This is a genomic window from Bacillus oleivorans, from assembly GCF_900207585.1.
Lineage (GTDB): Bacteria > Bacillota > Bacilli > Bacillales > JC228 > Bacillus_BF > Bacillus_BF oleivorans.
In genome coordinates this window covers 101,766-124,814 of sequence record NZ_OAOP01000006.1, presented here as the reverse complement: position 1 = coordinate 124,814, position 23,049 = coordinate 101,766, and the positions used below count along the sequence as shown (strand labels likewise).

Below are 23,049 nucleotides of genomic sequence, written 5' to 3'. Positions count from 1 at the left end.
AAGGAAGGAGTACACTACATATAACTTTAATTTACTACCATATTAGCGAACTAAAGGATTTTGAAAATTTCTTTGGTCGATACGAATAGGTGATTGGATTTTATGACAAAGACATTTATGTTTGAAAAGCCGCTTGGGATGCGGGATACGCTTCCAGAATTATATAGAACAAAACGAAAAGTTATACGTCAAATAGAGGCCGAGCTGAAAAGCTGGGGGTATCAGATGATTGAGACTCCGACGCTTGAGTATTATGAGACGACAGGGAGAACGTCTGCGATTGATGATCAAAAGCTTTTTAAATTATTGGATCAGCAGGGACATACCCTTGTTCTTCGTCCGGATATGACTGCTCCAATTGCAAGGGTTGCAGCTTCAAAGCTTGCGCACGACTCTACCCCTTTACGGTTAAGCTATCAGGCAAATGTTTTTCGTTCCCAGCAGCGGGAAGGCGGCAGACCCGCTGAATTTTCTCAGGCTGGGGTTGAATTGATTGGTGACTCCACTATTAGCGCTGATGGAGAAGTTATTGCTTTGCTTGTTTCGACTTTGCAAAAAGCGGGTCTTGATACTTTTACTTTAGCAATCGGTCATGTTAAGTTCGTAGATTCCTTTTTCCTTGAGGTATTGGGAACGGAAGAAAGAGTTCAGGGGTTAAAACGATTCTTATTTGAAAAAAATTATGTCGGATACCGGGAGCATATTCAGTCACTCTCTCTTTCCTCGATTGATAAAGAAAGGCTCAATCAATTTTTAAATTTGATTGGGGACGAATCGATTATTGATCGTGCGAAAGAACTTACTATTGATCCGGTTGTCCTCGACGCGATTCAGCAGCTTGAAACGTTGTTTGATATTTTGTGTGATTACGGCGTGAAAGAGTATATTAAGCTTGATTTAACGCTTGTCAGCCATATGACTTACTATACAGGGATTTTGTTTGAAGCCTATGCCAATCAAGTCGGATTCCCAATTGGAAACGGGGGCCGTTATGACAAGCTTGTCCGTCAATTCGGTGTTAATGAAGCTGCAACCGGTTTTGGTATTTATATTGATAGATTATTAGAAGCCTTACAATTTGATGAAGAAACGGATGAAACAATCCTGATTATTTATAGTGCGGAGCATCGGAAAGTCGCGATCGGGAAAGCGATTGAGCTTCGAAATCAGGGGGATTCGGTCATTATTCAGGACATATCTGGGATAAAAGACCTTGATAAGTTTGTTAAGCCATTTGCCGAGGTTTACTACTTTTTTGGTGAGAGGGGGAGGGACTCATGAGCGATTTGCTAACAATCGCCCTGCCAAAAGGGAGAATTTTTGAAGAAGCGATTGAGCTGTTGCGCCGGGCTGGTTATCGAATTCCGCCTGACTTTGATGAATCACGGAAATTAATAATCGAAGCCGAAGAAGAAGGAATGCGGTTCATTCTTGCCAAGCCAATGGACGTCCCTACCTATGTTGAGCACGGAGTTGCGGATATCGGGATTGCGGGCAAGGATGTCATGCTCGAAGAAGAGCGTGATGTGTATGAACTTTTAGACTTGCAAATCAGTCACTGCTATTTAGCAGTAGCCGGACTGCCTGGTACGCAATTGAATGAAGTGGCGCCAAAAATTGCAACGAAGTATCCGAATGTGGCATCCAGCTTTTTTAGAGCCAAGGGTGAGCAGGTTGAAATAATAAAACTAAACGGTTCAATTGAGTTAGCCCCTCTGATCGGATTGGCCGACCGAATTGTAGATATCGTATCAACAGGAAGAACATTGAAAGAAAACGGCTTGGCTGAATATGAAAAGATTGTATCGATTACATCTAGGCTTATTGTGAACCCAGTTAGCTATCGCTTAAAAGACAAAATTGTTCATGACATGGTGAAGCGGCTGACCGAAGTGGTTCAAAAACAGCAAGGGGGTCTTTAGGTGAAAATCTATTCAAGCTTTGATGCTCCGTCGCTTCGCCGCTCCGTTGAAAACGGGACATTAGAACAGCGAAAAGCGGTGCTAGATATTTTAGAAGAGGTCCGGAACTCGGGGGATGAGGCACTCTACTTTTTTACAAACAAATTTGACGGGGTCTCATTAAGCACTTTAAAAGTGACAGATAAAGAGATTGCGGAAGCTTATGAAAGAGTAGATAACACTTTAATCGGGATTATGAGGGAAGCTGCGCAAAATATACAGGAGTATCATGAGAAACAGCAGAAAACGAGCTGGATGATGACAAGGCCAGACGGGACAATCTTAGGGCAAAAGGTAACCCCGCTTGATTCTGTTGGAGTGTATGTCCCTGGCGGAACAGCTGCATATCCATCCTCCGTCCTGATGACAGTCGTTCCGGCAGTTGTAGCAGGAGTGGAACGAATCGTGATGGTATCCCCGCCACAAAAAGATGGAGCTCTAAACGCAAGTGTACTAGTAGCTGCTAAGGAAGCAGGGGTTACTGAAATCTATAAAGTTGGCGGAGCACAGGCAATTGCGGCTTTAGCCTACGGGACAAAATCCATTAAACCAGTAGATAAAATCGTAGGACCAGGCAATATCTATGTGGCACTAGCTAAACGTGAAGTGTTCGGAATTGTCGATATCGATATGATTGCCGGACCATCAGAGATCGTAGTGTTAGCCGATGAAACAGCAAATGCGCACGAGGTGGCAGCGGATCTTTTATCGCAAGCCGAGCATGACCCGCGCTCATCCTGCTGTCTCGTCACAGCGTCACAAAGTCTGGCTGAGGCTGTGCAAAAGGAAGTTGAGCTTCAGCTTCAAACGTTACCACGGAAAGAAATAGCACGGGCTTCGATTGATGAGTACGGGGCAATCTACGTAACGGAAAATTTAGAAGAAGCGATTAAGGTCGTGAATGAACTTGCACCGGAGCATTTAGAAATTATTGTTGAAAAAGCCCAAGAATCATTGGCGAAAATTAAACACGCCGGAGCCATTTTTGTTGGCCGCTACAGCAGTGAGCCCGTCGGAGATTATTTTGCCGGAACGAATCATGTTTTGCCGACCAACGGAACTGCTCGTTTTTCAAGTCCGCTCAATCTGGATGACTATCAGAAAAAATCAAGTGTAATTTTGTATAGTGATGCTGCATTTAAAGAAAATGCTAGTAAAATTGCTGCGTTTGCCCGTTCAGAAGGACTTGAAGCCCATGCTCGGGCAATCGAAAGCCGGTTCAAGGAGGAAATGTAGATGACAACCAGGGAAGCCTCTGTTTCAAGACAGACACAAGAAACCCAAATTGATTTAACCTTTGCCATTGATGGAGAAGGGAAATCTGATTTAAACACCCCTGTTCCTTTTTTAACTCATATGCTTGATCTTTTTACGAAGCATGGCCATTTTAATCTCAACATCCATGCAAGCGGTGATGTGGAAATTGATGACCATCATACCACCGAAGATATTGGAATTTGTTTAGGACAAGCGTTAAAAACTGCACTTGGCGATAAAAAGGGAATTAAGCGCTATGGGAATGCTTTTGTACCAATGGATGAGGCTCTGGCCCAGGTTGTAATTGATTTAAGCAATCGTCCTCACTTGGAATTCCGCGGAGAGCTCCCGGCTGCTAAAGTCGGAACCTTCGATACAGAGCTTGTTCACGAATTTTTGTGGAAGCTTGCCATAGAGGCACGCTTGAATTTACACGTTATCATTCATTACGGCCACAATACGCATCATATGATTGAGGCTGTCTTTAAGGCGTTAGGCAGAGCACTGGATGAAGCCACTTCGATTGATCCTCGTGTGAAGGGGATTCCATCGACGAAAGGGATGTTATAAATGATAGGTGTGATTGATTACGGAATGGGGAACCTTTTCAGTGTCCAAAAAGCATTAGAACGGCTTGAGGTTCCTTTTTTCGTTTCGGAATCGATAGAGGAGCTGGAAAATGCGGCTGGTTTAATCCTGCCAGGCGTAGGTGCCTTTCCCGATGCGATGAAAAAACTAACCGAAACTGATCTGGTCCCATTTATTGAACGAAAAGCTGCAGAAGGCGTGCCATTATTGGGGATTTGTTTAGGGATGCAGCTTTTATTTTCGAGAAGTGAGGAACACGGTGAACACGAAGGCTTGGGGCTGCTTGAAGGAGAAGTAGTTCGCTTTTCAGGAAAAACAGAAAACAATGAAACGTATAAAGTTCCGCATATTGGCTGGAATAAACTCGTTTTTCATAAGCGGGAGAATGAACTTTTATCTGGTTTGGATGAGAATTTTGCTTATTTTGTCCACTCCTTTTATGTGCAGACAGATGAGGATGCTGTGATGGCCTATAGTGATTATTTTGACGTTAAAGTACCAGCGATTGTCGGCAGAGCCAATGTATATGGGATGCAATTTCACCCGGAAAAAAGCAGCAGGCTTGGGATGCAGCTACTATCTAATTTTACAAAGCTTGCAGGTCAAGGAGAGAAAATCTAATGTCATTTACAATTTATCCAGCGATTGATATGCGCGGGGGAAAATGTGTAAGGCTGATCCAAGGAGATTACAATCAAGAAACTGTATACGGTGATTCCCCGTCTGACATGGCGAAACAGTTTGCTAGTGACGGAGCAGCCTGGATCCATATGGTTGACTTAGATGGGGCCAAGGCTGGAGAAAAAATCAATCACCCCTTCGTGGTACAGGCAGCGAAAAACTTGACCTCATCGATTCAAATCGGCGGAGGGATTCGTTCTGAGGCCGATATCGCATTTTATTTAGAAAACGGGGTTGACCGAGTCATCCTTGGCAGTGTGGCTGTGACTGATCGCGATTTTGTTAAAAACATGCTCAAAAAGTATGGATCCAAGCTTGCGATTGGGATTGATGCCAAAGAAGGCTATGTTGCAACCCACGGCTGGCTGTCCACTTCCTCTTTAACAGCAGTCGAACTGGGTAAAGAGTTAGCAGAAGCAGGTGCGGAAACATTTATCTGTACCGATATTTCAAAGGATGGGATGCTGTCGGGCCCGAATATAGATTCCTTGCTGCAAATAGCTGAAGCGACCGGGAAAGAAATCATTGCTTCAGGCGGGGTTAGTTCTCTAGGAGATTTGCAGTCACTCAAAAAATTAGCTGATAAAGGGATTAAAGGTGCGATTGTCGGAAAAGCCCTTTATGAGCAGCGTTTCACTCTGCGGCAGGCATTAGAGGAGGTGTCGTCATGATTACGAAACGGATTATCCCTTGTCTGGATGTAAAAGAGGGCCGAGTTATGAAAGGAATTCAATTTGTGCAATTGCGTGATGCTGGCGACCCGGTTGAGCTTGCCCGCTTTTATGATGAGCAGGGAGCTGATGAACTTGTATTCTTGGACATATCCGCTTCTCATGAAGGCAGAAAAACGATGGAGGACGTTGTTCGTCAGGTAGCCTCTGAACTGGCAATTCCTTTTACAGTTGGCGGAGGCATTGGGAGTTTAGAAGATATGAAGCGTATGCTAAGAGCGGGAGCCGACAAGGTTAGTGTAAACACAGCCGCGATTCTAAATCCTGAATTAATCCGCGAAGGGGCAGACTACTTTGGCTCTCAATGTATTGTTCTGGCCATTGATGCAAAGTACGATGAAGCGCTTGGAACGTGGAAGGTCTACACTCACGGTGGCCGGAAAGAAACTGAGCTCGATGCGATAACGTGGGCAAAACAGGCGGTAGAATTAGGGGCAGGGGAAATTTTACTCACTTCGATGGATGCCGATGGGGAGAAAGCAGGCTTTGATGTAGCTCTTACAAAAGCAATCAATGATGCAGTGACTGTGCCTGTGATTGCTTCTGGCGGCGCCGGCAGGAAAGAAGATTTCCTTAAAGTTTTTGAAGAAGCGAGAGCAGATGCAGCATTGGCAGCGTCCATTTTTCATTATAAAGAAACATCCGTTAAAGAAGTGAAGGATTATTTAAAGGAACAGGGGGTACATGTACGGTGAATGTAAACGAGATTAAGTTTGACGAAAAAGGCCTCGTTCCTGCCATTGTTCAAGATTTTCAAACAAAGGAAGTTTTAACACTTGCCTATATGGACGAGGAATCACTGCAAAAGTCTATCGAAACAAAGGAAACTTGGTTTTATAGTCGTTCACGGCAGGAGTTGTGGCATAAAGGCGAAACAAGCGGACATACACAAAAAATCATATCCATGACGTATGATTGCGATGGTGACGCGATCGTTGTACAAGTAATTGCAAATGGTCCCGCTTGTCACAATGGAACAACGAGCTGTTTTACAGAAACTTTCTTTAAGGACAAACAGGAAGTGGAATCGGGTGTTTCCGCTGAGTTTTTACTGGAGCTCGAAAAAGTCGTGGCAAAGCGGGAAGCTGAGCGGCCTGAAGGCTCCTACACCACCTATCTGTTTGAAAAGGGTGTAGATAAGATCCTAAAAAAGGTCGGGGAAGAGGCGTCAGAAGTCATTATTGCTGCGAAAAACCGCGACCACGATGAACTGAAATGGGAAGCGGCAGACCTGCTCTATCACTTGCTTGTGCTGTTGAAGGAACAAGAACTTCCTTTTACCGAAGTGCTGAAGGTTTTGAAGGAAAGACATACAAAAGAATAACAGGTTTTTGAAGAACGACGGGTGGGGCCGTCGTTTTTGATTTACCGGACTGAAATGTTCCATATTTTTACTTTCGCTCGATTGACCCCCATTTTCGCTCGATTGACCTCCATTTTCGCGCGCAAATTTGGAATTTCGCGCGATTCACCTTTGTTTATACTGCTGCGTATAAAACAGTTGCTTAAAAAAATAATAAGAGTCGATGAATTTTAACAAAATCCCGATTTTCATAACCGGCATTTTGTAAAATTCATCAAAAACCATTATTTCAGAGCATGCAATCAAAAATCAAAAAATGGACGCTGCCAATTCCTCCCTTATGCCTTCTCGCCTTGCGCTACATATGGTATACTACTGTAGTTACTAAGGTTAGACGGAGGATTTCATGAGTAAACATTTAAAAATAAAGCAGACAAGTGGAAAAATCCTTTCATTTACCCCTACGGGAGAGTATTACTTCACGAAGGGGCTAAAAGCGTACCATCGAGGGGATTTAAATAAAGCGAAGAAATACTTGGAACGTGCTTATCATCTAGAGCCTTTAGAGCCGCTAATTGCTTGTCAGCTGGCAATGGTGCATACGGAAATAGGCCAATACCAATCCTCCAATGAGCTTCTTCATCTAATCTTGGAGCAATTGGATGACCATATGACGGAATGCTACTATTTTCTGGCAAACAATTATGCGTATTTAGGCCATTTTAGGGAAGCATTTCAAAATGCACAAAAATACGTTGAAATCGAGCCAAATGGTGATTTTCGTGATGATGCCGAAGAATTGCTTGAAATAATTTCATTAGAGCTTGGCTTAGACGATACTGACTTGGAGGAAGAAGACGAATTAATCCGTCAGCAGGATGAAGCCCGTTTATGCTTAGAAGCTGGTGAATTTGAAAAGGCTATTGACCTTTTAAATGAAGTGATTGACTCTCATCCAGATTACTGGTCAGCTTATAATAACCTAGCTTTAGCCCATTTTTATTTAGGAAATGTGAAGCGAGCGAATCAGGTCTTAGAGACCGTTTTAGAAAAAAATCCTGGAAATTTACATGCTTTATGTAATTCCTTAATTTTTGCCCATTATCAAAAAGATTTTCATCAGGTTCACAACTTGTTCGATACATTAAAAAATATTCATCCGATGCTGCTTGAGCATCGTTATAAATTAGGGGCTACTTTTGCCCTAATTGGTAAGTATGAGCTTGCTTATCAATGGTTACGCAAGCTGCAAAAACAAGGATTTGATGGGGATGGGGCATTCTTTTACTGGCTTTCTGTTTCCGCTTATTACACTGGAAAAAAAGAATTCGCCAAAGATATGTGGAAACGCGTGATTGAATTGTCACCTGAACGAAAAGGGCAAGAGCCTTGGATTCAGGATGAAAGAATGCTAGTCAATGATCCTGTAATGATTGAGAGAATCTGGAAGAGTGAAGAAGATCCTCAGCGTTTATTTGCTTTATTTTTATTAACTGTTTCAGATGATAAAAAATTATGGCTAACGAAACGAACTCTGCGTCTTTCCCCGTTATCAGCAGATGAACAGCAATATTTTACCTATTGCTTATCAGAGCAATGGGAAGCAGGAGCATCGAATCAATTATCTATTTCGGTCGCTCATCAGGTAGCCTTAAACCTGTTTGAGTGGGAAGGGAAAATAATTACCTGGAAAAATAGCGGTTTATTCTTAACGTGGTTTACTGCTTTTCTAGAGTTAAAGGGAAAACCTTTACAAGATGCAAACGCGATGGCTGGAGCTCTTTTTTACTTTTGGAAAAAGCTTAGAGGAGAGTCTGTAACTCAGAAAGATGCAGCGGATGTGGCTGGAGTTTCCGTATATTCATTAAGGAAATATACTCAGGAAATTAAAAAGGTGCTGCTGTAGAAAATTTTTCTAAGCATTATATTAGACGATTTCGTCCTTAAACTATACGATAGATGGGAACACTATTTTTAGTACTGAAAAGGAGTGACAGTCCAGTGGCTGAAGAAAAAATTTACGATGTCATAATCGCTGGTGCTGGTCCTGCAGGTATGACAGCTGCTGTCTATACATCGCGTGCAAATCTATCCACTCTCATGATTGAGCGTGGGGTTCCTGGCGGACAAATGGCCAACACAGAAGATGTTGAAAACTATCCTGGATTTGAAAGTATTTTAGGTCCGGAATTATCAAATAAAATGTTTGAACATGCGAAAAAATTTGGTGCAGAGTATGCTTATGGCGATATTAAAGAAATCGTTGACGGCGAGGAATACAAAATTGTTAAAGCCGGTTCCAAAGAATATAAAGCAAGATCTGTAATTATTTCAACAGGTGCTGAGTATAAGAAATTAGGAGTTCCCGGTGAAAATGAATTGGGCGGACGCGGCGTATCCTACTGTGCCGTTTGTGATGGAGCGTTTTTTAAGCAAAGAGAATTAGTGGTGGTTGGCGGAGGCGACTCTGCAGTAGAAGAAGGTGTCTATTTAACCCGCTTTGCCACAAAAGTAACAATCGTTCATCGCCGTGATGAATTGCGGGCTCAAAAAATACTGCAGCAACGCGCCTTTGATAACGAAAAGATTGATTTCATTTGGAATCATACCGTTAAAGAAATTCATGGAGAAAACGGGAAAGTAAGCAGTGTAACTCTTGTTTCAACGGAAACGGGTGAAGAGCAAGAGTTTAAGACAGACGGAGTCTTCATTTACATTGGAATGGTTCCGCTCTCCAAACCATTTGCAAATCTGGGGATTACCAATAGCGCAGGCTATATTGAAACCGATGAAAAAATGGAAACACGCGTTCCAGGGATCTTTGCAGCAGGTGATATTCGTGAAAAAACCTTGCGCCAAATTGTTACGGCAACAGGTGATGGAAGTATTGCCGCACAGAGTGCACAACACTATGTTGAAGAATTAATAGAAGCGCAAAAAGCTCGTCAAGCTTAATAATATATGCTATTTTGCACGTAGGCATGTAAATTTTACAAAAAATAATACCAATTTAAACCTATTGTAACAGCACTGAAACATTTGTTCTGTATGATAGAGGTAGAAATTGACCCCCTTTTGAAACATATAGATCATGTTTCGCACAGGCGCCTTTTGCCTGTGTTTTTTTTTTTGATTGACTGTGATAAATTACATTGTTGATTTTTATATTAAAACTGGAGTCAAAACCGCGAGACTCATCAAAAATGCATGCGCATTTTCTTTGTGCGATGGATCGCTGCCGTAGCCTTCCTTGTCCTGCGGAAAAACGAGCCAATCAAGACCCCGCATGAGGGACGAGCGAGGAGGCTCGAAAATATAAAAAGGAAGTTCGATTAAAGTCGGCACGTCCTGTGCCAACATCGAACGGCCTCACGTCGTGTGAGGCCCGCGGAAAGCGAGTGGTTTTGACGGCTTATGATTGTAAAATAGGCTTATACCATACAGCGAAAAAAGGTCACTGATTGTAACACACCCGGATTCGTTGTATAATATTTATACCATGGTAAGACTTGGAGTGAGAAAAGATGCAACGGGTTACAAATTGTGTGTATATCCAAAATGGCGAAGTCTTACTGCTGCAAAAACCACGAAGGAATTGGTGGGTCGCTCCTGGTGGAAAAATGGAGCAGGGAGAATCCGTTAAAGAAGCAGTAACGAGAGAATTCAGAGAAGAAACAGGGATTTTCTTAAATAATCCAAAATTAAAAGGTGTATTTACCTTTCTGATAAAAGAAGGAGATGAGGTCATCTCCGAGTGGATGATGTTCACCTTCTTAGCCGAAGAAGGTCAAGGTGATCTCTATCAAGAGTCTGAAGAAGGCAAATTAGCTTGGCACTCAATCGAAAATATTCCATCCTTGCAAATGGCGCCTGGTGATATTCATATACTGGAATATATGGTTCACGGAGATGGAATGATTTTTGGAACATTTATTTATACACCTGATTTTGAGTTAATTTCGTATCGTTTAGATCCAAGCTAACCTATTAAAAGGGGGAGAAACACATGGACCAAACCGAACATCACGATATTCGCATGGTCATTATTACTGGAATGTCTGGTGCTGGGAAAACGGTGGCAATTCATAGCTTTGAGGACTTAGGATTCTTTTGCGTGGATAATCTTCCGCCTACTTTGCTTCCTAAATTTATGGAGCTGATGAAAGAGTCTGGGAATAAAATGAATAAAGTGGCCCTTGTGATGGACTTGCGAGGAAGAGAGTTTTTTGACCATTTATTTAAGGCATTAGACGATTTAGCCGAAACCTCGTGGGTAACCCCTGAAATTCTATTTTTAGATGCAGATGATGCGACATTAGTCAGAAGATATAAAGAAACCAGAAGATCACATCCGCTTGCCCCATCAGGGTTGCCTTTAGAAGGAATCAAGCTGGAAAGAGAATTGTTAGAAGAGCTAAAAGGGAGAGCCCAACAAATTTACAACACGTCAAAATTGAAGCCGAAAGAACTCAGAGACAAGATTCTTTTACAGTTTTCGACTGATAAACGAACCATCTTTACCGTCAATGTTATGTCATTTGGTTTTAAGCATGGGCTTCCGATCGATGCGGATTTAGTATTTGATGTCCGCTTTTTGCCAAACCCTTATTATGTTGAACATATGAGACCGAAAACAGGCCTTGAGGAAGAAGTCTCAAGCTATGTATTAAAATGGAGTGAAACGCAAAAGTTTTTAGAGAAGGTTACGGATTTGCTCAGTTTTATGCTCCCTCATTATAAAAGGGAAGGTAAGAGACAGCTCGTCGTCGCAATCGGATGTACGGGCGGACAGCACCGGTCTGTGGCACTTGCGGAAACAATTGCGCACCATTTTGAAAAAGACTATGAAACCAAAGTAACGCATCGTGATATTGAGAGGAGAAAGGACAAAACTACATGAAGATAGATCTGCCAAGGGTCGTTGTCCTCGGGGGCGGGACAGGACTCCCCGTGTTATTAAGAGGGTTAAAACGATATCCGATTGATATAACTGCAATAGTTACCGTTGCTGATGATGGCGGGAGTTCGGGGAGAATCAGGGATCAGCTGGATATTCCCCCCCCAGGAGACATCCGAAACGTCCTCGCAGCCCTTTCAGAGGTTGAACCTCTCTTTATTGAGATGTTCCAGCACAGATTTCAGTCATCAAAGGAATTATCCGGTCATTCATTAGGAAATCTAATATTAGCAGCTATGACCTCTATTTCAGGGGACTTTGTTTCAGCGATTCAGCAGCTTAGCCGCGTTTTAAATGTTAAAGGAAAGGTCTTGCCGGCTGCCAACCAAAGCGTAGAGCTTAATGCCATTATGGAAGATGGAACGCTAGTTACCGGTGAGTCTAAAATTTCGAAAGCAGGGAAAAAAATAAAACAAGTTTATCTAACCCCTGACAATATACGTCCTTTAGACGAAACGATTGAGGCGATTCGGAAAGCAGATTTAATCGTAATGGGCCCTGGAAGCCTTTACACTAGCATTCTACCAAATCTCTTGGTCCCAGGATTAGGAGAAGAAGTTTGTGCGGCCAAAGCTCAAAAGGTGTACATCTGTAATCTAATGACTCAAGCTGGAGAAACGTTAGATTTTACAGCGAGTGATCATGTTAAAGCGATCTATGATCATATGAAATGCTCCTTTATTGATACGATTATTGTGAACAACACAGAGATTCCAGAAAATGTGCGGATTAAGTATGATGAAGAATATGCAAAACCGGTCGTGTTCGATTTAGAAAAACTGCAGGAATATGGTCTGAATGTAATTCAAGACGATTTTGCATCTTATCAAGATCATATTATCCGCCATGATACACAAAAAATTGCCAAACTCCTGTATCAATTATTAACAGGAGTAAACTCTGAGAAATAACAGGTGGTGTTCCCAAATGTCCTTTGCTTCTGATACTAAAAAGGAATTAACCCAGCACGAGTTAAAAAACTGCTGTGCTAAAGCAGAATTATCCGCTCTGATTCGGATGAATGGTGCTTTATCGCTAACCAATCGTTCCTTCATTGTGAACATTCAAACCGAAAATGCAGCAATTGCACGGCGGATTTATTCATTGATTAAAATGAATTATTCTACTCGTGTTGAGCTTTTGGTCCGGAAAAAAATGAGGCTCAAGAAAAATAATGTATACATTGTTCGTATTCGTGAACAGGCAAAGGATATTCTGGAGGATTTAAAAATCATTGATGAGGACTTTTCCTTCAATTACGACATTTCCTCTGAACTAGTTAAAAAGAAATGTTGTAAGCGTTCCTATTTACGGGGGGCCTTTTTAGCAGGCGGGTCCGTTAATAATCCTGAAACCTCCTCTTATCATTTAGAAATTTTCTCTTTATACCGGGAACATAGTGAAGCATTAAATAAATTGATGAATTATTTTTCGTTAAATAGTAAAATACTTGAAAGAAAAAAAGGATTTATTACGTACTTAAAAGAAGCAGAAAAGATAACCGAGTTTTTAATTGTAGTCGGTGCCCATTCTGCTCTCTTAAAATTTGAAGATGTCCGGATCGTACGAGACATGCGAAACTCCGTGAACCGACTTGTCAATTGTGAAACAGCGAACTTGAACAAAACCATTGGAGCAGCGCTCAGACAGGTGGAAAATATTAAATTAATTGACCGGGAAATCGGACTCCATGCATTACCAGATAAATTAAGAGAAATTGCAGAATTACGCGTCAACCACCAAGATGTGACATTAAAGGAATTAGGAGAAATGGTATCAAGCGGTTACATCAGCAAGTCGGGAATCAACCACCGACTGCGTAAATTAGATGAGATTGCAGAGAAAATCCGGGCCGGCATACCGATTTCTCTAAAATAATGAGATGAGGAGAGGAAGAGAAAATGGTCGAGAGACAGGTAGAAGTAAATTTAAAGACCGGTTTGCAAGCAAGACCGGCCGCCCTATTCGTTCAAGAAGCGAACCGTTTCAGTTCCGAAGTCTATCTTGAAAAAGAGGGAAAACGAGTGAACGCTAAAAGTATAATGGGGATTATGAGTCTCGCCGTTGGAGCAGGCAGCCAGGTCACCCTGATTGCCGAAGGACACGACGCAGAAGCTGCTGTAGAGGCACTTACCTCATTTATTTCAAAAGAAGGTTAATGGAAAGGCTGCCGGGATGGGTGGCTTTTTTTGTGGGGTAAGTTTATTTTGGGTTTGGGAGCAGCCCGATTATTGAGAATTGCGCCTGATTCTTGTAGAGGCGACCTAATTGTGAAAATTCCAGCCCGATTAACGAGAGAAGCGCCCAATTATATAGGATAGCCGCCCAAAAAATCGCAGAACCCGCCCAATTATATAGGATAGCCGTCCAAATAATTGCAGAACCCGCCCAATTATATAGGATAGCCGCCCAAATAATTGCAGAACCAGCTCAATTATATAGGATAGCCGCCCCAAAAATTGCAGAACCCGCCCAATAATATAGGATAGCCGCCCAAAAAATCGTAGAACCCGCCCAATAATATGGGATAGCCGCCCAAAAAATCGTAGAACCCGCCCAATAATATGGGATAGCCGCCCAAAAAATCGCAGAAGCCGCCCAATAATATAGGATAGCCGCCCAAATAATTGCAGAACCCGCCCAATTAGTTGGCCCCAAGCTCAAAAAAGTAAATTTCCGCTCCAAACTCGAAATTTGTGCTCCAAAAATCCAGACTCCCGCTCCAAAATAGCCAGCCGTTAATCCCGAACCACAAAAAGAATCAATACCCCTCCTCAGTCAATCTAACCCACACAAAAAAGAGTCCAGCCCAATTGAGCTGAACTCTTTCCTAAACAAACTTATTTTTTATCTGCCAACGTATTTCTTGTAATAATATGGTCGACTAAACCGTATTCTTTTGCACGTTCTGCAGTCATGAAGTTATCGCGGTCTGTATCTTTTTCGATGACTTCAATTGGCTGACCTGTGCGATCTGATAAAATTTGGTTAAGCTTATTGCGAAGGAAGAGAATCCGTTTCGCAGCAATTTCGATTTCGGTTGCTTGACCTTGAGCACCGCCAAGTGGCTGGTGAATCATAACTTCACTGTTTGGCAATGCGAAACGTTTGCCTTTTTCGCCTGCGGCTAACAGGAATGCACCCATGGATGCCGCCATACCAATGCAGATAGTTTGTACATTTGGCTTAATATATTGCATCGTGTCGTAAATGGCCATACCTGCTGTGATACTGCCGCCAGGGCTATTAATATAAAGAGAAATATCTTTTTCAGGATTTTCTGCATCCAGGAAAAGTAATTGAGCCACAATAGCATTGGCTACTTGGTCATCAATGGCAGTTCCTAGCATAATAATACGGTCTTTAAGTAGACGTGAGTAAATGTCGTATGCACGTTCACCACGGTTTGTTTGTTCAATAACTGTAGGAATTAATGGCATTTTTCATCCTCCTCTTCAAATATCCCTTATATTTTATATGATCGAACATACAAATAAGAGATGATTAGGTTGTATGTTCATCATACAATAATGGTCAATTAAGGTCAAAACATTTCACTCGACAACATTTTAACTTTACCATTTTTCCCATATATTCCGGATTTAAACTTAGCTACAGGTGGGAAAAACGAACGATTTTAATAAAAAATAAATCTTTTCAAAAGGCTGTTTTCGAATAATTTGTTGTTTTTTATGGAAGCAAACATGTTCGTTCCATTTCACTCCAGACACAAGATTCCCCGGGGAGGAAGTCGATCCTCCTCGGCTTTGCCTGCGGGGTCTCGACCTTTCCTCTTTTTCCCGCAGGAATCAAGTGTCTTCCGCTCCATTCCACTACAGTTTAAAAAATATATTCAGGAAGCAACAATCTTTGAGAAAACAGCCTTTCAAAAAGAAAAACCCTCACCTAAAGTGAGGATTCCAAGTTACGATAACTCATTAACCGTTTCATGCAAGATTTTCACGATAAACTGTAATTCATCTTCAGTAATACAAAGCGGAGGTGCTAGAGTTAACACATTGTTAAATCCTGCAACCGTATCTCCATTTTTTCCAATGATTAATCCCCGCTTCTTACAGAAAATAATCACCTGATTGACGATATCAATGGATAAAGGTTCTTTTGTTCGCTTATTCATGACTAACTCAATCCCAATCAGCAACCCTTTTCCTCTGACATTTCCTACGAACGGATGGAGCTCTAGGGGTTTAAGCGCGGATAAAAGCTTTTCACCCATGATTCTGGAACGCTCGATCAGATTCTCGTTTTCCATAATTTCAAGATTTTTTAAAGCTAATCGGCAGGCTGCCGGGTTGCCGCCAAAGGTATTGACATGGCGGAACCGGTCGTACGTGTCTTCTCCGGAAAATGCCTCAAAAATCTCCCGTTTGACAGCCGTTACAGAGAGCGGGAGGTAGGCACTTGTGATGCCTTTTGCCATAGTAATGATATCCGGCTTAACCCCATAGTTCATATAACCAAAAGGAGCCCCCGTGCGGCCAAATCCGCAGATGACTTCATCACTAATCAGTAAGGCGTCATGCTTTTCGCAAATTTCCTTCACTCTCGCCATGTATCCATCTGGCGGAATCAAAACACCGCCTCCGGTAATAATCGGTTCCATAATCATACCGGCAATAGTTTCGCTCATTTCCCACGTCATGATACGATCGACCTCTTCGGCACTTTCTAAATTGGAATCCTGTTCTGGACGCCGATATTGATCTGGCGGAGAAACATGAAGGAAGCCCTGTCCCAGCGGCTCATATCTATATTTTCGCTGTCCCTGACCAGTTGCAGCCAGAGCACCCATCGAATTTCCGTGATAAGCGCGATACCTTGCTACAAACTTGTATTTTTCGTAATTTCCTCTTTGGTGATGATATTGGCGTGCAATTTTAAAGGCTGTTTCATTCGCTTCAGAGCCGCTGTTCGAAAAGAAGAATACATAATCCCCTCCGAGCCACTCGTTCAGTTTTTCTGCTAGTTTTATAGCGGGAATATGACTTTGCGACAGCGGATAATAAGGCATTTCTAGCAGCTGCTGATAGGCTGCTTTTGCAAGCTCTTTGCGCCCATAGCCGACATTGACAGACCAAAGCCCAGACATGGCATCTAAATACCTGTTTCCTTCAACATCTGTAATCCATACACCCTCTGCCTTTTCTACGATCAAATTCGTAGCAGAAGGCTGGGACCCTCTCATTGCATGCCATAAATTCCGTTCATCTATGTGCTGCAGTTGCTTTGTTTGATCTGTATTCTGCAAAACGATCAACTCCTTTTATAGGGGGGCAGACCCCTTAGTAACGAGCGGTTAGCATTTTCTTTCGCGTGTAAAACTCGACGCCGTCTTTTCCGTTTGCGTGGAGATCCCCATAAAAGGAATCCTTAAAGCCTGAGAACGGGAAGAAAGCCATTGGTGCGGGAACCCCGATATTAATGCCAAGCATGCCAGCATCGATTTCTTCACGGAATTTTCGGATGGCACTGGCACTGTCAGTGTATAGGCAGGCCCCGTTAGCAAATCGTGATTGGTTGGACACTTGAATCGCTTCTTCTAAACTATCAGCCCGGACAACCGATAACACTGGAGCAAAAATTTCATCTTCCCAAATCTTCATGCCTGGTTTAACATCATCAAATATCGTCGGTCCGATAAAATATCCGCCATCGCTGATTTGATCCTTTCGCCCGTCGCGAATCAGGGTAGCTCCTTCATCTGTTCCGATTTTAATGTATCCTTCTGTTCGTTCTTTGTGGGATGATCGAATAACCGGACCTAAGTGAACGTCCTTGTTCGATCCGTCCCCGATTTGCAAACCATCTGCTGCTTTTTTAAGACGAAGAACGAGCTCATCCGCAATGTTCCCAACGGCTACGACAACAGAAGCAGCCATACAGCGTTCGCCGGCTGAACCAAAAGCTGCCGCAATAATGTTTTCCACTGCATTTTCTAGGTCTGCATCGGGCATTACAATCGAGTGATTTTTAGCACCGGCCAAAGCCTGAACGCGTTTTCCGTGGGCCGCTGCCGTTTTATACACATATTCAGCAACCGGCTGTGATCCGACAAAAGATATTGCGCGAATATCCTGATGAGCTAGCATTCCATTCACGACATCATGGGCTCCGTGGACAATATTCAGGACTCCATCAGGTAAGCCTGCTTCCTGAAAAAGCTCTGCCAGTCGATTTGCAAGAAGGGGGGTCCGTTCTGATGGTTTTAATATAAAGGTGTTGCCACACGCAATCGCAAGCGGAAACATCCAGCAAGGCACCATCATCGGGAAGTTAAAAGGGGTAATTCCTCCAACCACACCAAGGGGGTACCGGTACATTGCGGATTCCATGCCCGTTGCAATATCAGGAAGCTGCTCACCCATCATGAGCGTTGGTGCCCCCGCCGCAAACTCCACACACTCAATCCCGCGTTGTACTTCGCCGTAGGCATCTGAATAGGTTTTCCCGTTTTCTAAAGTAATGAGCTTCGCCAGCTCTTCCCAATTCTCAACGAGCAGCTGCTGATAACGGAAAAGGATCCGGGCACGCTTCGGAACCGCTACATTTTTCCACTCCTGAAACGCCTTTTTCGCAGCCAAAACGGCACGCTCCACATCTTCCCGAGTTGATAGCGGGACACGTCCGATGACTTCCCCTGTTGCAGGATTGAAGACTTCCTCCACTTTGGCAGTTGTCGCTTCAACCCACTTTCCGCTCATATAATTTTTTATTGTTTCGACTTGGTTGGTAACTGACATATATACAAACCCTCCAATCCGATTGATAGATATGGAATTTCTATTGTTTTCCATTTTATCTTCGCGGTATCTGTTTTTCACTAGACATTAAGTAGATGTTTTCGCTATGAGATTGTCATTTTGTAAATCTCTTATATATATGTTGGTGAAAAATCTTGTATAATAGGGAAAAATCTCATGTTGTTTCACTATTCTGATAAATGGGGGGCAGCGAATGAATAATCAAAATCTCTTAACTGTAGCCGATATCATGCAACGGAAACATTTTGAGAAAGCAGAAATGATTGCAGGGAAACAAGGGGCTCACCGCTATGTGAAATGGGTTCACGTTATGGAAGTAACAGAAGTAGGTGCCTTGTTAAACGGAAGTGAGCTCATTTTATCGACGGGGATTGCCTGGAGAAATAATGAGGAGGTGTTCCTTTCTTTTTTAAGACAGTTAATCGATCGGCATGTTTCAGGTCTATGCATCGAGCTTGGAACATACTTAGATTCAATTCCCCCTGAAATTGTTGAAGTCGCTGAACAAAATGGTTTTCCATTAATCGTGTTCCATACAGAAGTACGGTTTATTGAGATTACGCAAGATCTTCATTCTTTTATCATCTCTCAGCATTTTAAAATGATTTCCCACCTTGAAGCCTACTCGCAAAAAATAAATCAGCTTCTCCTGTCGGCAGACGGCCATAATAAGATACTTCATTACTGCCAAAAAACAATCAATCGCCCGTTAATTCAAAAGAACAGTAACCTGGACATCAAGTTCTTTCCTAAGTTAAGCGAAGAAAAAATAGAAAATTATAAGAAAAAACTATTGGAAGATATGATGGATGTCCCATTTTTGGTCCGTAAAGAAATCAAAGCGCTAGATCATGTATTTGCCGAGATTTTAACGATGGCCGACTCATTAGAGGAAAAAAACTATATTTCTCTCGTCCTCGATCGAACGGCAACAGCCCTTGCTCAGCATTATTTGCGAGAGCTTTACATTGAAGAGAAAGAAATGGCGGAAGAAAGTGAATGGCTGAAGGGCTGGATCGAAGGTGAGTATAGTGATGAAGACATCCGTCACTACCTATTTGAACATGATCCTGGGATAAAGCCAAAAGGAGGTGTTGTCTGCTTTTTTCGAGTCGACACCTTGCATCCAAATGCTTCGGATTACAGCTATTTAAAAGTCATTTTTCGTTCCGTTATGAAACAATACGGATTTAGTTTATTTCCGCTGATTAGAAAAAACCAGGCGATCTTTATCTTGATAAATGTCCGGGAAAAATACGATTGGAAAGAGAGACTTGAACAGGCGATTGACGCATTTAAAATGACAGAATTTGCAAAAAAGAAAAAGCTCCATTCTATTCCTTTTGGCTGCGGATTATTTACTGATGAGCTAGAAGCGATCGACAAAAGCTATAAAACCGCAGCAGAAACGGTAAAAATTCAAGAAAAAGTGCAACTAAATCGAAAAACGGGGACCTGTTTTTATCAGGATCTGCACATCTATCGAATCCTTTCTGTCATGCAAAAGAATCGGGAATTAAAAGATTTTGTGATAGATTATTTACAGCCTGTCCTTGATTATGATGAAAAAACAGGCAGTGATTTACTGCATACTTTAAAAACGTATTTGGCCTGTAACGGTTCCAAAAATAAGACGGCTAAAGAGCTTTTTATCGTTCGCCAGTCCTTGTATCCCCGAATTGAGAAGTTAAACCAATTGTTAGGAAATGATTTTATGGAAGCCGAAAAACGTCAGGCCATCGAATTTGCCATAAGCAGCTATCAATACTTTTATACAGGGAATTGATAGGATGAAAGATATTTTTACATTGTGTTAAATCACTAGAAAAAAAGAATGATAGAGTGTCTAATGTATCGGCTTCCTATTAAGAATAAAATAGGTAATATTCAGAATAATCTAAAATAAATCAAATTGTGGCAATCTAGCTGAAGAGAATAGAAGGATGTTTTGTAAGTTAACAGAATATTTAGTAGTAAAACAGAAAAGCGCAAGCGCTGAAATTAGATATAAAAGGAGGTAGAAGCCAATTATTAGGGTCGAACATGTCAACTTTTCTTATAAATTGAACGAAAAGAAGTCAGTCGAAGTGCTAAAAGATGTTTCATTCTCGATCGAGCCAGGTGAATACGTCGCGATTATTGGTCACAATGGTTCCGGGAAATCTACTTTATCAAAGCATTTGAACGGAATTCTAACCCCTGCCTCCGGCGATGTTTGGGTCAATGGCCGAAATACAAAGGAGTCCAGGGAGATTAGGTTTATTAGACAAGATGTAGGCATGGTATTTCAGCATCCTGATAACCAGATTGTCGCTACAATTGTTGAAGAGGATGTGGCTTTTGGTTTAGAAAACCTTGGAGTGCCAAGAGATGAAATGAAGAAAAGGGTGAAAGATGCCCTGGAGACCGTTAGCATGTATCAATATAGAAACAGGCCGCCGCATCATCTATCAGGAGGCCAAAAGCAGCGGGTAGCCATTGCTGGTGTTTTAGCCATGCAGCCTAAATGCATCGTCTTCGATGAAGCTACCAGTATGCTCGACAGTTATGGAAGACAAGACGTTTTACAGGTGATGAGGGAAATGAACAACAGGGGCATGACAATCATAACGGTTACCCACCATATGTCAGAAGCGGCACAAGCGGATCGGATCCTTGTGATTGAGAGCGGAAGAATTGTAATGGATGGACCCCCTAGGGAAATTTTTAAACATAAAGATAGATTGAGTGAGTTGCACCTGGATGTACCGGCTGTCAATCAAATTGCAACTGAAGTTCATCGCAGTCTAGAAGACTTTTCCGCTGACATCATCAATGAGGATGAATTCATGCAAGAAATCGAGAAGGTTAAAAAGCTCGTGAAAAGTGAGGGGTAAGCTGAGGGTATGGCTGATAAGAATATTATTGAAGTCACAAATCTGGGACATACCTACATGAAAGGAACACCACTTGAGCACATTGCTTTAAGCGAAACAAGCATTTATGTGAAAGAGGGTGAATGTGTAGCGATTATCGGTCATACTGGCTCTGGGAAATCTACCTTAATCCAGCATTTTAACGGACTTATGAGGCCTGAATCAGGTGAGGTCATCATTGATGGTGAAAACATTGCGGATAAAAACATTGATATCAAAAGTTTGCGCCGTAAAGTCGGGATTGTTTTTCAGAATCCAGAGGACCAAATTTTTGAAAGTTTAGTAGGGGATGACGTCGCATATGGCCCATTTAAAAGCGGATTGCCTGTTAAAGAAGTGAGGGAGCGGGTCAAGTGGGCGATGAGTGTAGTTGGGCTGGATTTTGATGAAATGAAGGATCGCCAAACCTTTGCTTTAAGCGGCGGGCAGAAACGAAAGGTAGCACTTGCGGGAATTCTGGCGTTAAAGCCAAAAGTGTTAGTGCTGGATGAGCCAACGGCAGGTCTAGATCCGAAATCGAGCAAAGAAATCTTAGAAAAGATTCAGGATTTAAATAAAAAAGAAAAGATGACGATTGTGTTTGTTTCTCACAACATGGAGGAGGTGGCGTTTTTAGCCGACCGAATTTATGTAATGGCAGAAGGAACTGTTGTTTTATCTGGAACACCGCGAGAAATTTTTACCGACAGAGAAAAAATGCAGAAATACCACATTGGCACACCTGAAACGGTCAGGCTTCTCTATCGCCTTCAGGCGGAAGGCTACAGCGTAAGAGCGGATGCTTTTTCTATCGAAGAAGTATCGAAAGAAGTGCTAAAGGTACTAAGTCACAATTAAAGTCATGTAGAAAGGAGGAAACATGGTGGCAGCTGAATTTGAACTCTCGCGGAATATTACGATTGGTCAGTATGTTCCAACCGGATCGATTATTCACAGGGTGGATCCGCGCATAAAAGTCCTTGCCTTCACGATTATCGTTTTAGCGATCGCTCTTAACACAAGCTATATCGGAAACGCAATGGGGCTACTGTTTTCGATTTACCTATTTTGGCTATCTAAAATACCGATTAGTTATGGTCTTTCCGGTGTAAAACCCGCCATTCCTTTCATCATCATTTTGGCGGTTCTCCAGCTTCTGTTTCAAGGGTCTATTTTTTCTGGAGGGAAAACCTATTTTGAATTCGGGTTTATTTTAATCACAGGAGAAAGCATTAGGCTTGTGATTGTCTCGGCAGTCCGTTTTATTGAAATTATTTTTGTCAGCAGTGTTTTAACCTTATCCACCTCAACAACTGAGTTAACGCATGCGATTCAAAGTCTTCTAAGTCCGCTTAAAAAAGTAAAGTTTCCCGTTCATGAGTTTTCATTAGTCATCACAATTGCAATTCGTTTCGTTCCAACCTTTGCGATTGAAATGGAAAAAATGATGAAGGCTCAAGCCTCCAGAGGGGCTGAGTTTGGTACAGGCGAATGGTGGAGAATCATTAAGCGGACAAAGGAAATGTTTCCAATCATCATTCCGCTGTTTAATGTGGCGATGCATCGGGCCGAGGATTTAATTTTAGCGATGGAGTCGAGGTGCTATATACCGGGTGGGACCCGAACTGCATACACGGTTTATGAAGTGAAACGCAAAGATTTTCTGATTTTAGGTGCCGGAACCGTATTTGCTGTCTTTTTATTTGCTTTTCCATTTCCAATTTAATTGATGGGGAGGTGATTAATAGAAGGTCTGTGATAAATGGGCTCGAGAGTTGATAATTGGGCGCTTATTCTGATAAATGGGTGAAATTCGTGGATAAATGGGCGGAAAACCCAAATTAATGGGCGGAAATTGCAAATAATTGGGCTGCAAGTCCTGATAATTGGGCGGC

24 protein-coding genes are annotated in these 23,049 nt (G+C 42.2%); 19 read left to right on the top strand and 5 right to left on the bottom strand.

What is annotated here, in order from left to right; translation table 11 throughout:
• Positions 1–102: 102 nt before the first annotated feature.
• The 10 genes from CRO56_RS14310 (at position 103) to trxB (ending at position 9,476) form a co-directional block, all read left to right on the top strand.
• Positions 103–1,281 carry an ATP phosphoribosyltransferase regulatory subunit gene (locus tag CRO56_RS14310; protein ID WP_097159300.1) on the top strand — a complete coding sequence of 393 codons (1,179 nt, stop codon included), beginning with the start codon at positions 103–105 and terminating at the stop codon, positions 1,279–1,281.
• Entirely contained in the window at positions 1,278–1,922 is a 645-nt protein-coding gene (gene hisG, locus CRO56_RS14305) for an ATP phosphoribosyltransferase (RefSeq protein WP_097159299.1), read from the top strand. The genes CRO56_RS14310 and hisG overlap by 4 nt, the downstream gene beginning before the upstream one ends.
• On the top strand, positions 1,923–3,197 hold the full coding sequence (gene hisD, locus CRO56_RS14300) for a histidinol dehydrogenase (RefSeq protein ID WP_097159298.1): 1,275 nt from the start codon (positions 1,923–1,925) through the stop codon (positions 3,195–3,197).
• Positions 3,198–3,788: an imidazoleglycerol-phosphate dehydratase HisB gene (gene hisB / locus CRO56_RS14295; protein ID WP_097159297.1), complete on the top strand. Its 591-nt coding sequence runs from the start codon at positions 3,198–3,200 to the stop codon at positions 3,786–3,788. It begins immediately after the preceding gene.
• A complete protein-coding gene (gene hisH, locus CRO56_RS14290) occupies positions 3,789–4,427 on the top strand; it encodes an imidazole glycerol phosphate synthase subunit HisH (RefSeq protein WP_097159296.1) in 639 nt (212 codons plus the stop codon). It abuts the gene before it with no gap.
• Positions 4,427–5,158 (top strand): 1-(5-phosphoribosyl)-5-[(5-phosphoribosylamino)methylideneamino]imidazole-4-carboxamide isomerase, encoded by a 732-nt coding sequence (gene hisA / locus CRO56_RS14285; protein ID WP_097159295.1) that lies wholly within the window; start codon positions 4,427–4,429, stop codon positions 5,156–5,158. The genes hisH and hisA overlap by 1 nt, the downstream gene beginning before the upstream one ends.
• Positions 5,155–5,913 (top strand): imidazole glycerol phosphate synthase subunit HisF, encoded by a 759-nt coding sequence (gene hisF / locus CRO56_RS14280; RefSeq protein WP_097159294.1) that lies wholly within the window; start codon positions 5,155–5,157, stop codon positions 5,911–5,913. The genes hisA and hisF overlap by 4 nt, the downstream gene beginning before the upstream one ends.
• Positions 5,910–6,542, top strand: coding sequence for a bifunctional phosphoribosyl-AMP cyclohydrolase/phosphoribosyl-ATP diphosphatase HisIE (hisIE, locus tag CRO56_RS14275; protein ID WP_097159293.1), 633 nt, complete (start codon positions 5,910–5,912; stop codon positions 6,540–6,542). The genes hisF and hisIE overlap by 4 nt, the downstream gene beginning before the upstream one ends.
• Positions 6,543–6,927: 385 nt before the next feature.
• Positions 6,928–8,427, top strand: coding sequence for a tetratricopeptide repeat protein (locus CRO56_RS14270; RefSeq protein ID WP_097159292.1), 1,500 nt, complete (start codon positions 6,928–6,930; stop codon positions 8,425–8,427).
• A gap of 95 nt (positions 8,428–8,522) precedes the next feature.
• Positions 8,523–9,476 (top strand): thioredoxin-disulfide reductase, encoded by a 954-nt coding sequence (trxB, locus tag CRO56_RS14265; protein ID WP_097159291.1) that lies wholly within the window; start codon positions 8,523–8,525, stop codon positions 9,474–9,476.
• A 207-nt stretch (positions 9,477–9,683) separates the two neighbouring features.
• Here the strand turns inward: trxB and CRO56_RS14260 are convergent, their stop codons facing one another.
• Positions 9,684–9,881, bottom strand: a complete 198-nt coding sequence (locus CRO56_RS14260; RefSeq protein WP_097159290.1) for a hypothetical protein — start codon at positions 9,879–9,881, stop codon at positions 9,684–9,686.
• Positions 9,882–10,045: 164 nt separating this feature from the next.
• On the opposite strand from CRO56_RS14260, the gene CRO56_RS14255 reads away from it, so the two are divergent.
• The 5 genes from CRO56_RS14255 to CRO56_RS14235 are packed head-to-tail and all read left to right on the top strand — an operon-like array spanning position 10,046 to position 13,637.
• Positions 10,046–10,504 carry an NUDIX hydrolase gene (locus CRO56_RS14255; protein ID WP_097159289.1) on the top strand — a complete coding sequence of 153 codons (459 nt, stop codon included), beginning with the start codon at positions 10,046–10,048 and terminating at the stop codon, positions 10,502–10,504.
• 23 nt (positions 10,505–10,527) lie between these two features.
• Positions 10,528–11,421 carry an RNase adapter RapZ gene (rapZ, locus tag CRO56_RS14250; RefSeq protein ID WP_097159288.1) on the top strand — a complete coding sequence of 298 codons (894 nt, stop codon included), beginning with the start codon at positions 10,528–10,530 and terminating at the stop codon, positions 11,419–11,421.
• Positions 11,418–12,389 (top strand): gluconeogenesis factor YvcK family protein, encoded by a 972-nt coding sequence (locus CRO56_RS14245; RefSeq protein ID WP_097159287.1) that lies wholly within the window; start codon positions 11,418–11,420, stop codon positions 12,387–12,389. The genes rapZ and CRO56_RS14245 overlap by 4 nt, the downstream gene beginning before the upstream one ends.
• A 16-nt stretch (positions 12,390–12,405) precedes the next feature.
• Positions 12,406–13,356, top strand: a complete 951-nt coding sequence (whiA, locus tag CRO56_RS14240; protein WP_097159286.1) for a DNA-binding protein WhiA — start codon at positions 12,406–12,408, stop codon at positions 13,354–13,356.
• A gap of 23 nt (positions 13,357–13,379) precedes the next feature.
• Positions 13,380–13,637: an HPr family phosphocarrier protein gene (locus CRO56_RS14235; protein WP_097159285.1), complete on the top strand. Its 258-nt coding sequence runs from the start codon at positions 13,380–13,382 to the stop codon at positions 13,635–13,637.
• 271 nt (positions 13,638–13,908) lie between these two features.
• Here CRO56_RS14235 and CRO56_RS14230 read toward each other — a convergent pair whose 3' ends face one another.
• The 4 genes from CRO56_RS14230 to CRO56_RS14215 all read right to left on the bottom strand — a co-directional run bounded on the left by CRO56_RS14230 (position 13,909) and on the right by CRO56_RS14215 (position 18,239).
• Positions 13,909–14,163: a hypothetical protein gene (locus CRO56_RS14230; protein WP_097159284.1), complete on the bottom strand. Its 255-nt coding sequence runs from the start codon at positions 14,161–14,163 to the stop codon at positions 13,909–13,911.
• A 155-nt stretch (positions 14,164–14,318) separates the two neighbouring features.
• The gene (clpP, locus tag CRO56_RS14225) at positions 14,319–14,918 is read right to left on the bottom strand and encodes an ATP-dependent Clp endopeptidase proteolytic subunit ClpP (RefSeq protein ID WP_097159283.1); all 600 of its coding nucleotides are present in this window, start codon (positions 14,916–14,918) and stop codon (positions 14,319–14,321) included.
• 485 nt (positions 14,919–15,403) lie between these two features.
• The gene (locus CRO56_RS14220) at positions 15,404–16,747 is read right to left on the bottom strand and encodes an aspartate aminotransferase family protein (protein ID WP_097159282.1); all 1,344 of its coding nucleotides are present in this window, start codon (positions 16,745–16,747) and stop codon (positions 15,404–15,406) included.
• Positions 16,748–16,781: 34 nt separating this feature from the next.
• On the bottom strand, positions 16,782–18,239 hold the full coding sequence (locus CRO56_RS14215; RefSeq protein ID WP_097159281.1) for a CoA-acylating methylmalonate-semialdehyde dehydrogenase: 1,458 nt from the start codon (positions 18,237–18,239) through the stop codon (positions 16,782–16,784).
• A 214-nt stretch (positions 18,240–18,453) separates the two neighbouring features.
• Here CRO56_RS14215 and CRO56_RS14210 point away from each other — a divergent pair, with 214 nt between their 5' ends.
• The 4 genes from CRO56_RS14210 to CRO56_RS14195 all read left to right on the top strand — a co-directional run bounded on the left by CRO56_RS14210 (position 18,454) and on the right by CRO56_RS14195 (position 22,880).
• A complete protein-coding gene (locus tag CRO56_RS14210) occupies positions 18,454–20,046 on the top strand; it encodes a PucR family transcriptional regulator (protein ID WP_097159280.1) in 1,593 nt (530 codons plus the stop codon).
• Positions 20,047–20,287: 241 nt separating this feature from the next.
• Positions 20,288–21,136 (top strand): energy-coupling factor transporter ATPase, encoded by an 849-nt coding sequence (locus CRO56_RS14205; RefSeq protein ID WP_097159279.1) that lies wholly within the window; start codon positions 20,288–20,290, stop codon positions 21,134–21,136.
• Between the two features lie 9 nt (positions 21,137–21,145).
• Entirely contained in the window at positions 21,146–22,012 is an 867-nt protein-coding gene (locus CRO56_RS14200; RefSeq protein ID WP_097159278.1) for an energy-coupling factor transporter ATPase, read from the top strand.
• Between the two features lie 25 nt (positions 22,013–22,037).
• Entirely contained in the window at positions 22,038–22,880 is an 843-nt protein-coding gene (locus CRO56_RS14195) for an energy-coupling factor transporter transmembrane component T family protein (RefSeq protein ID WP_097159277.1), read from the top strand.
• Positions 22,881–23,049: the final 169 nt, after the last annotated feature.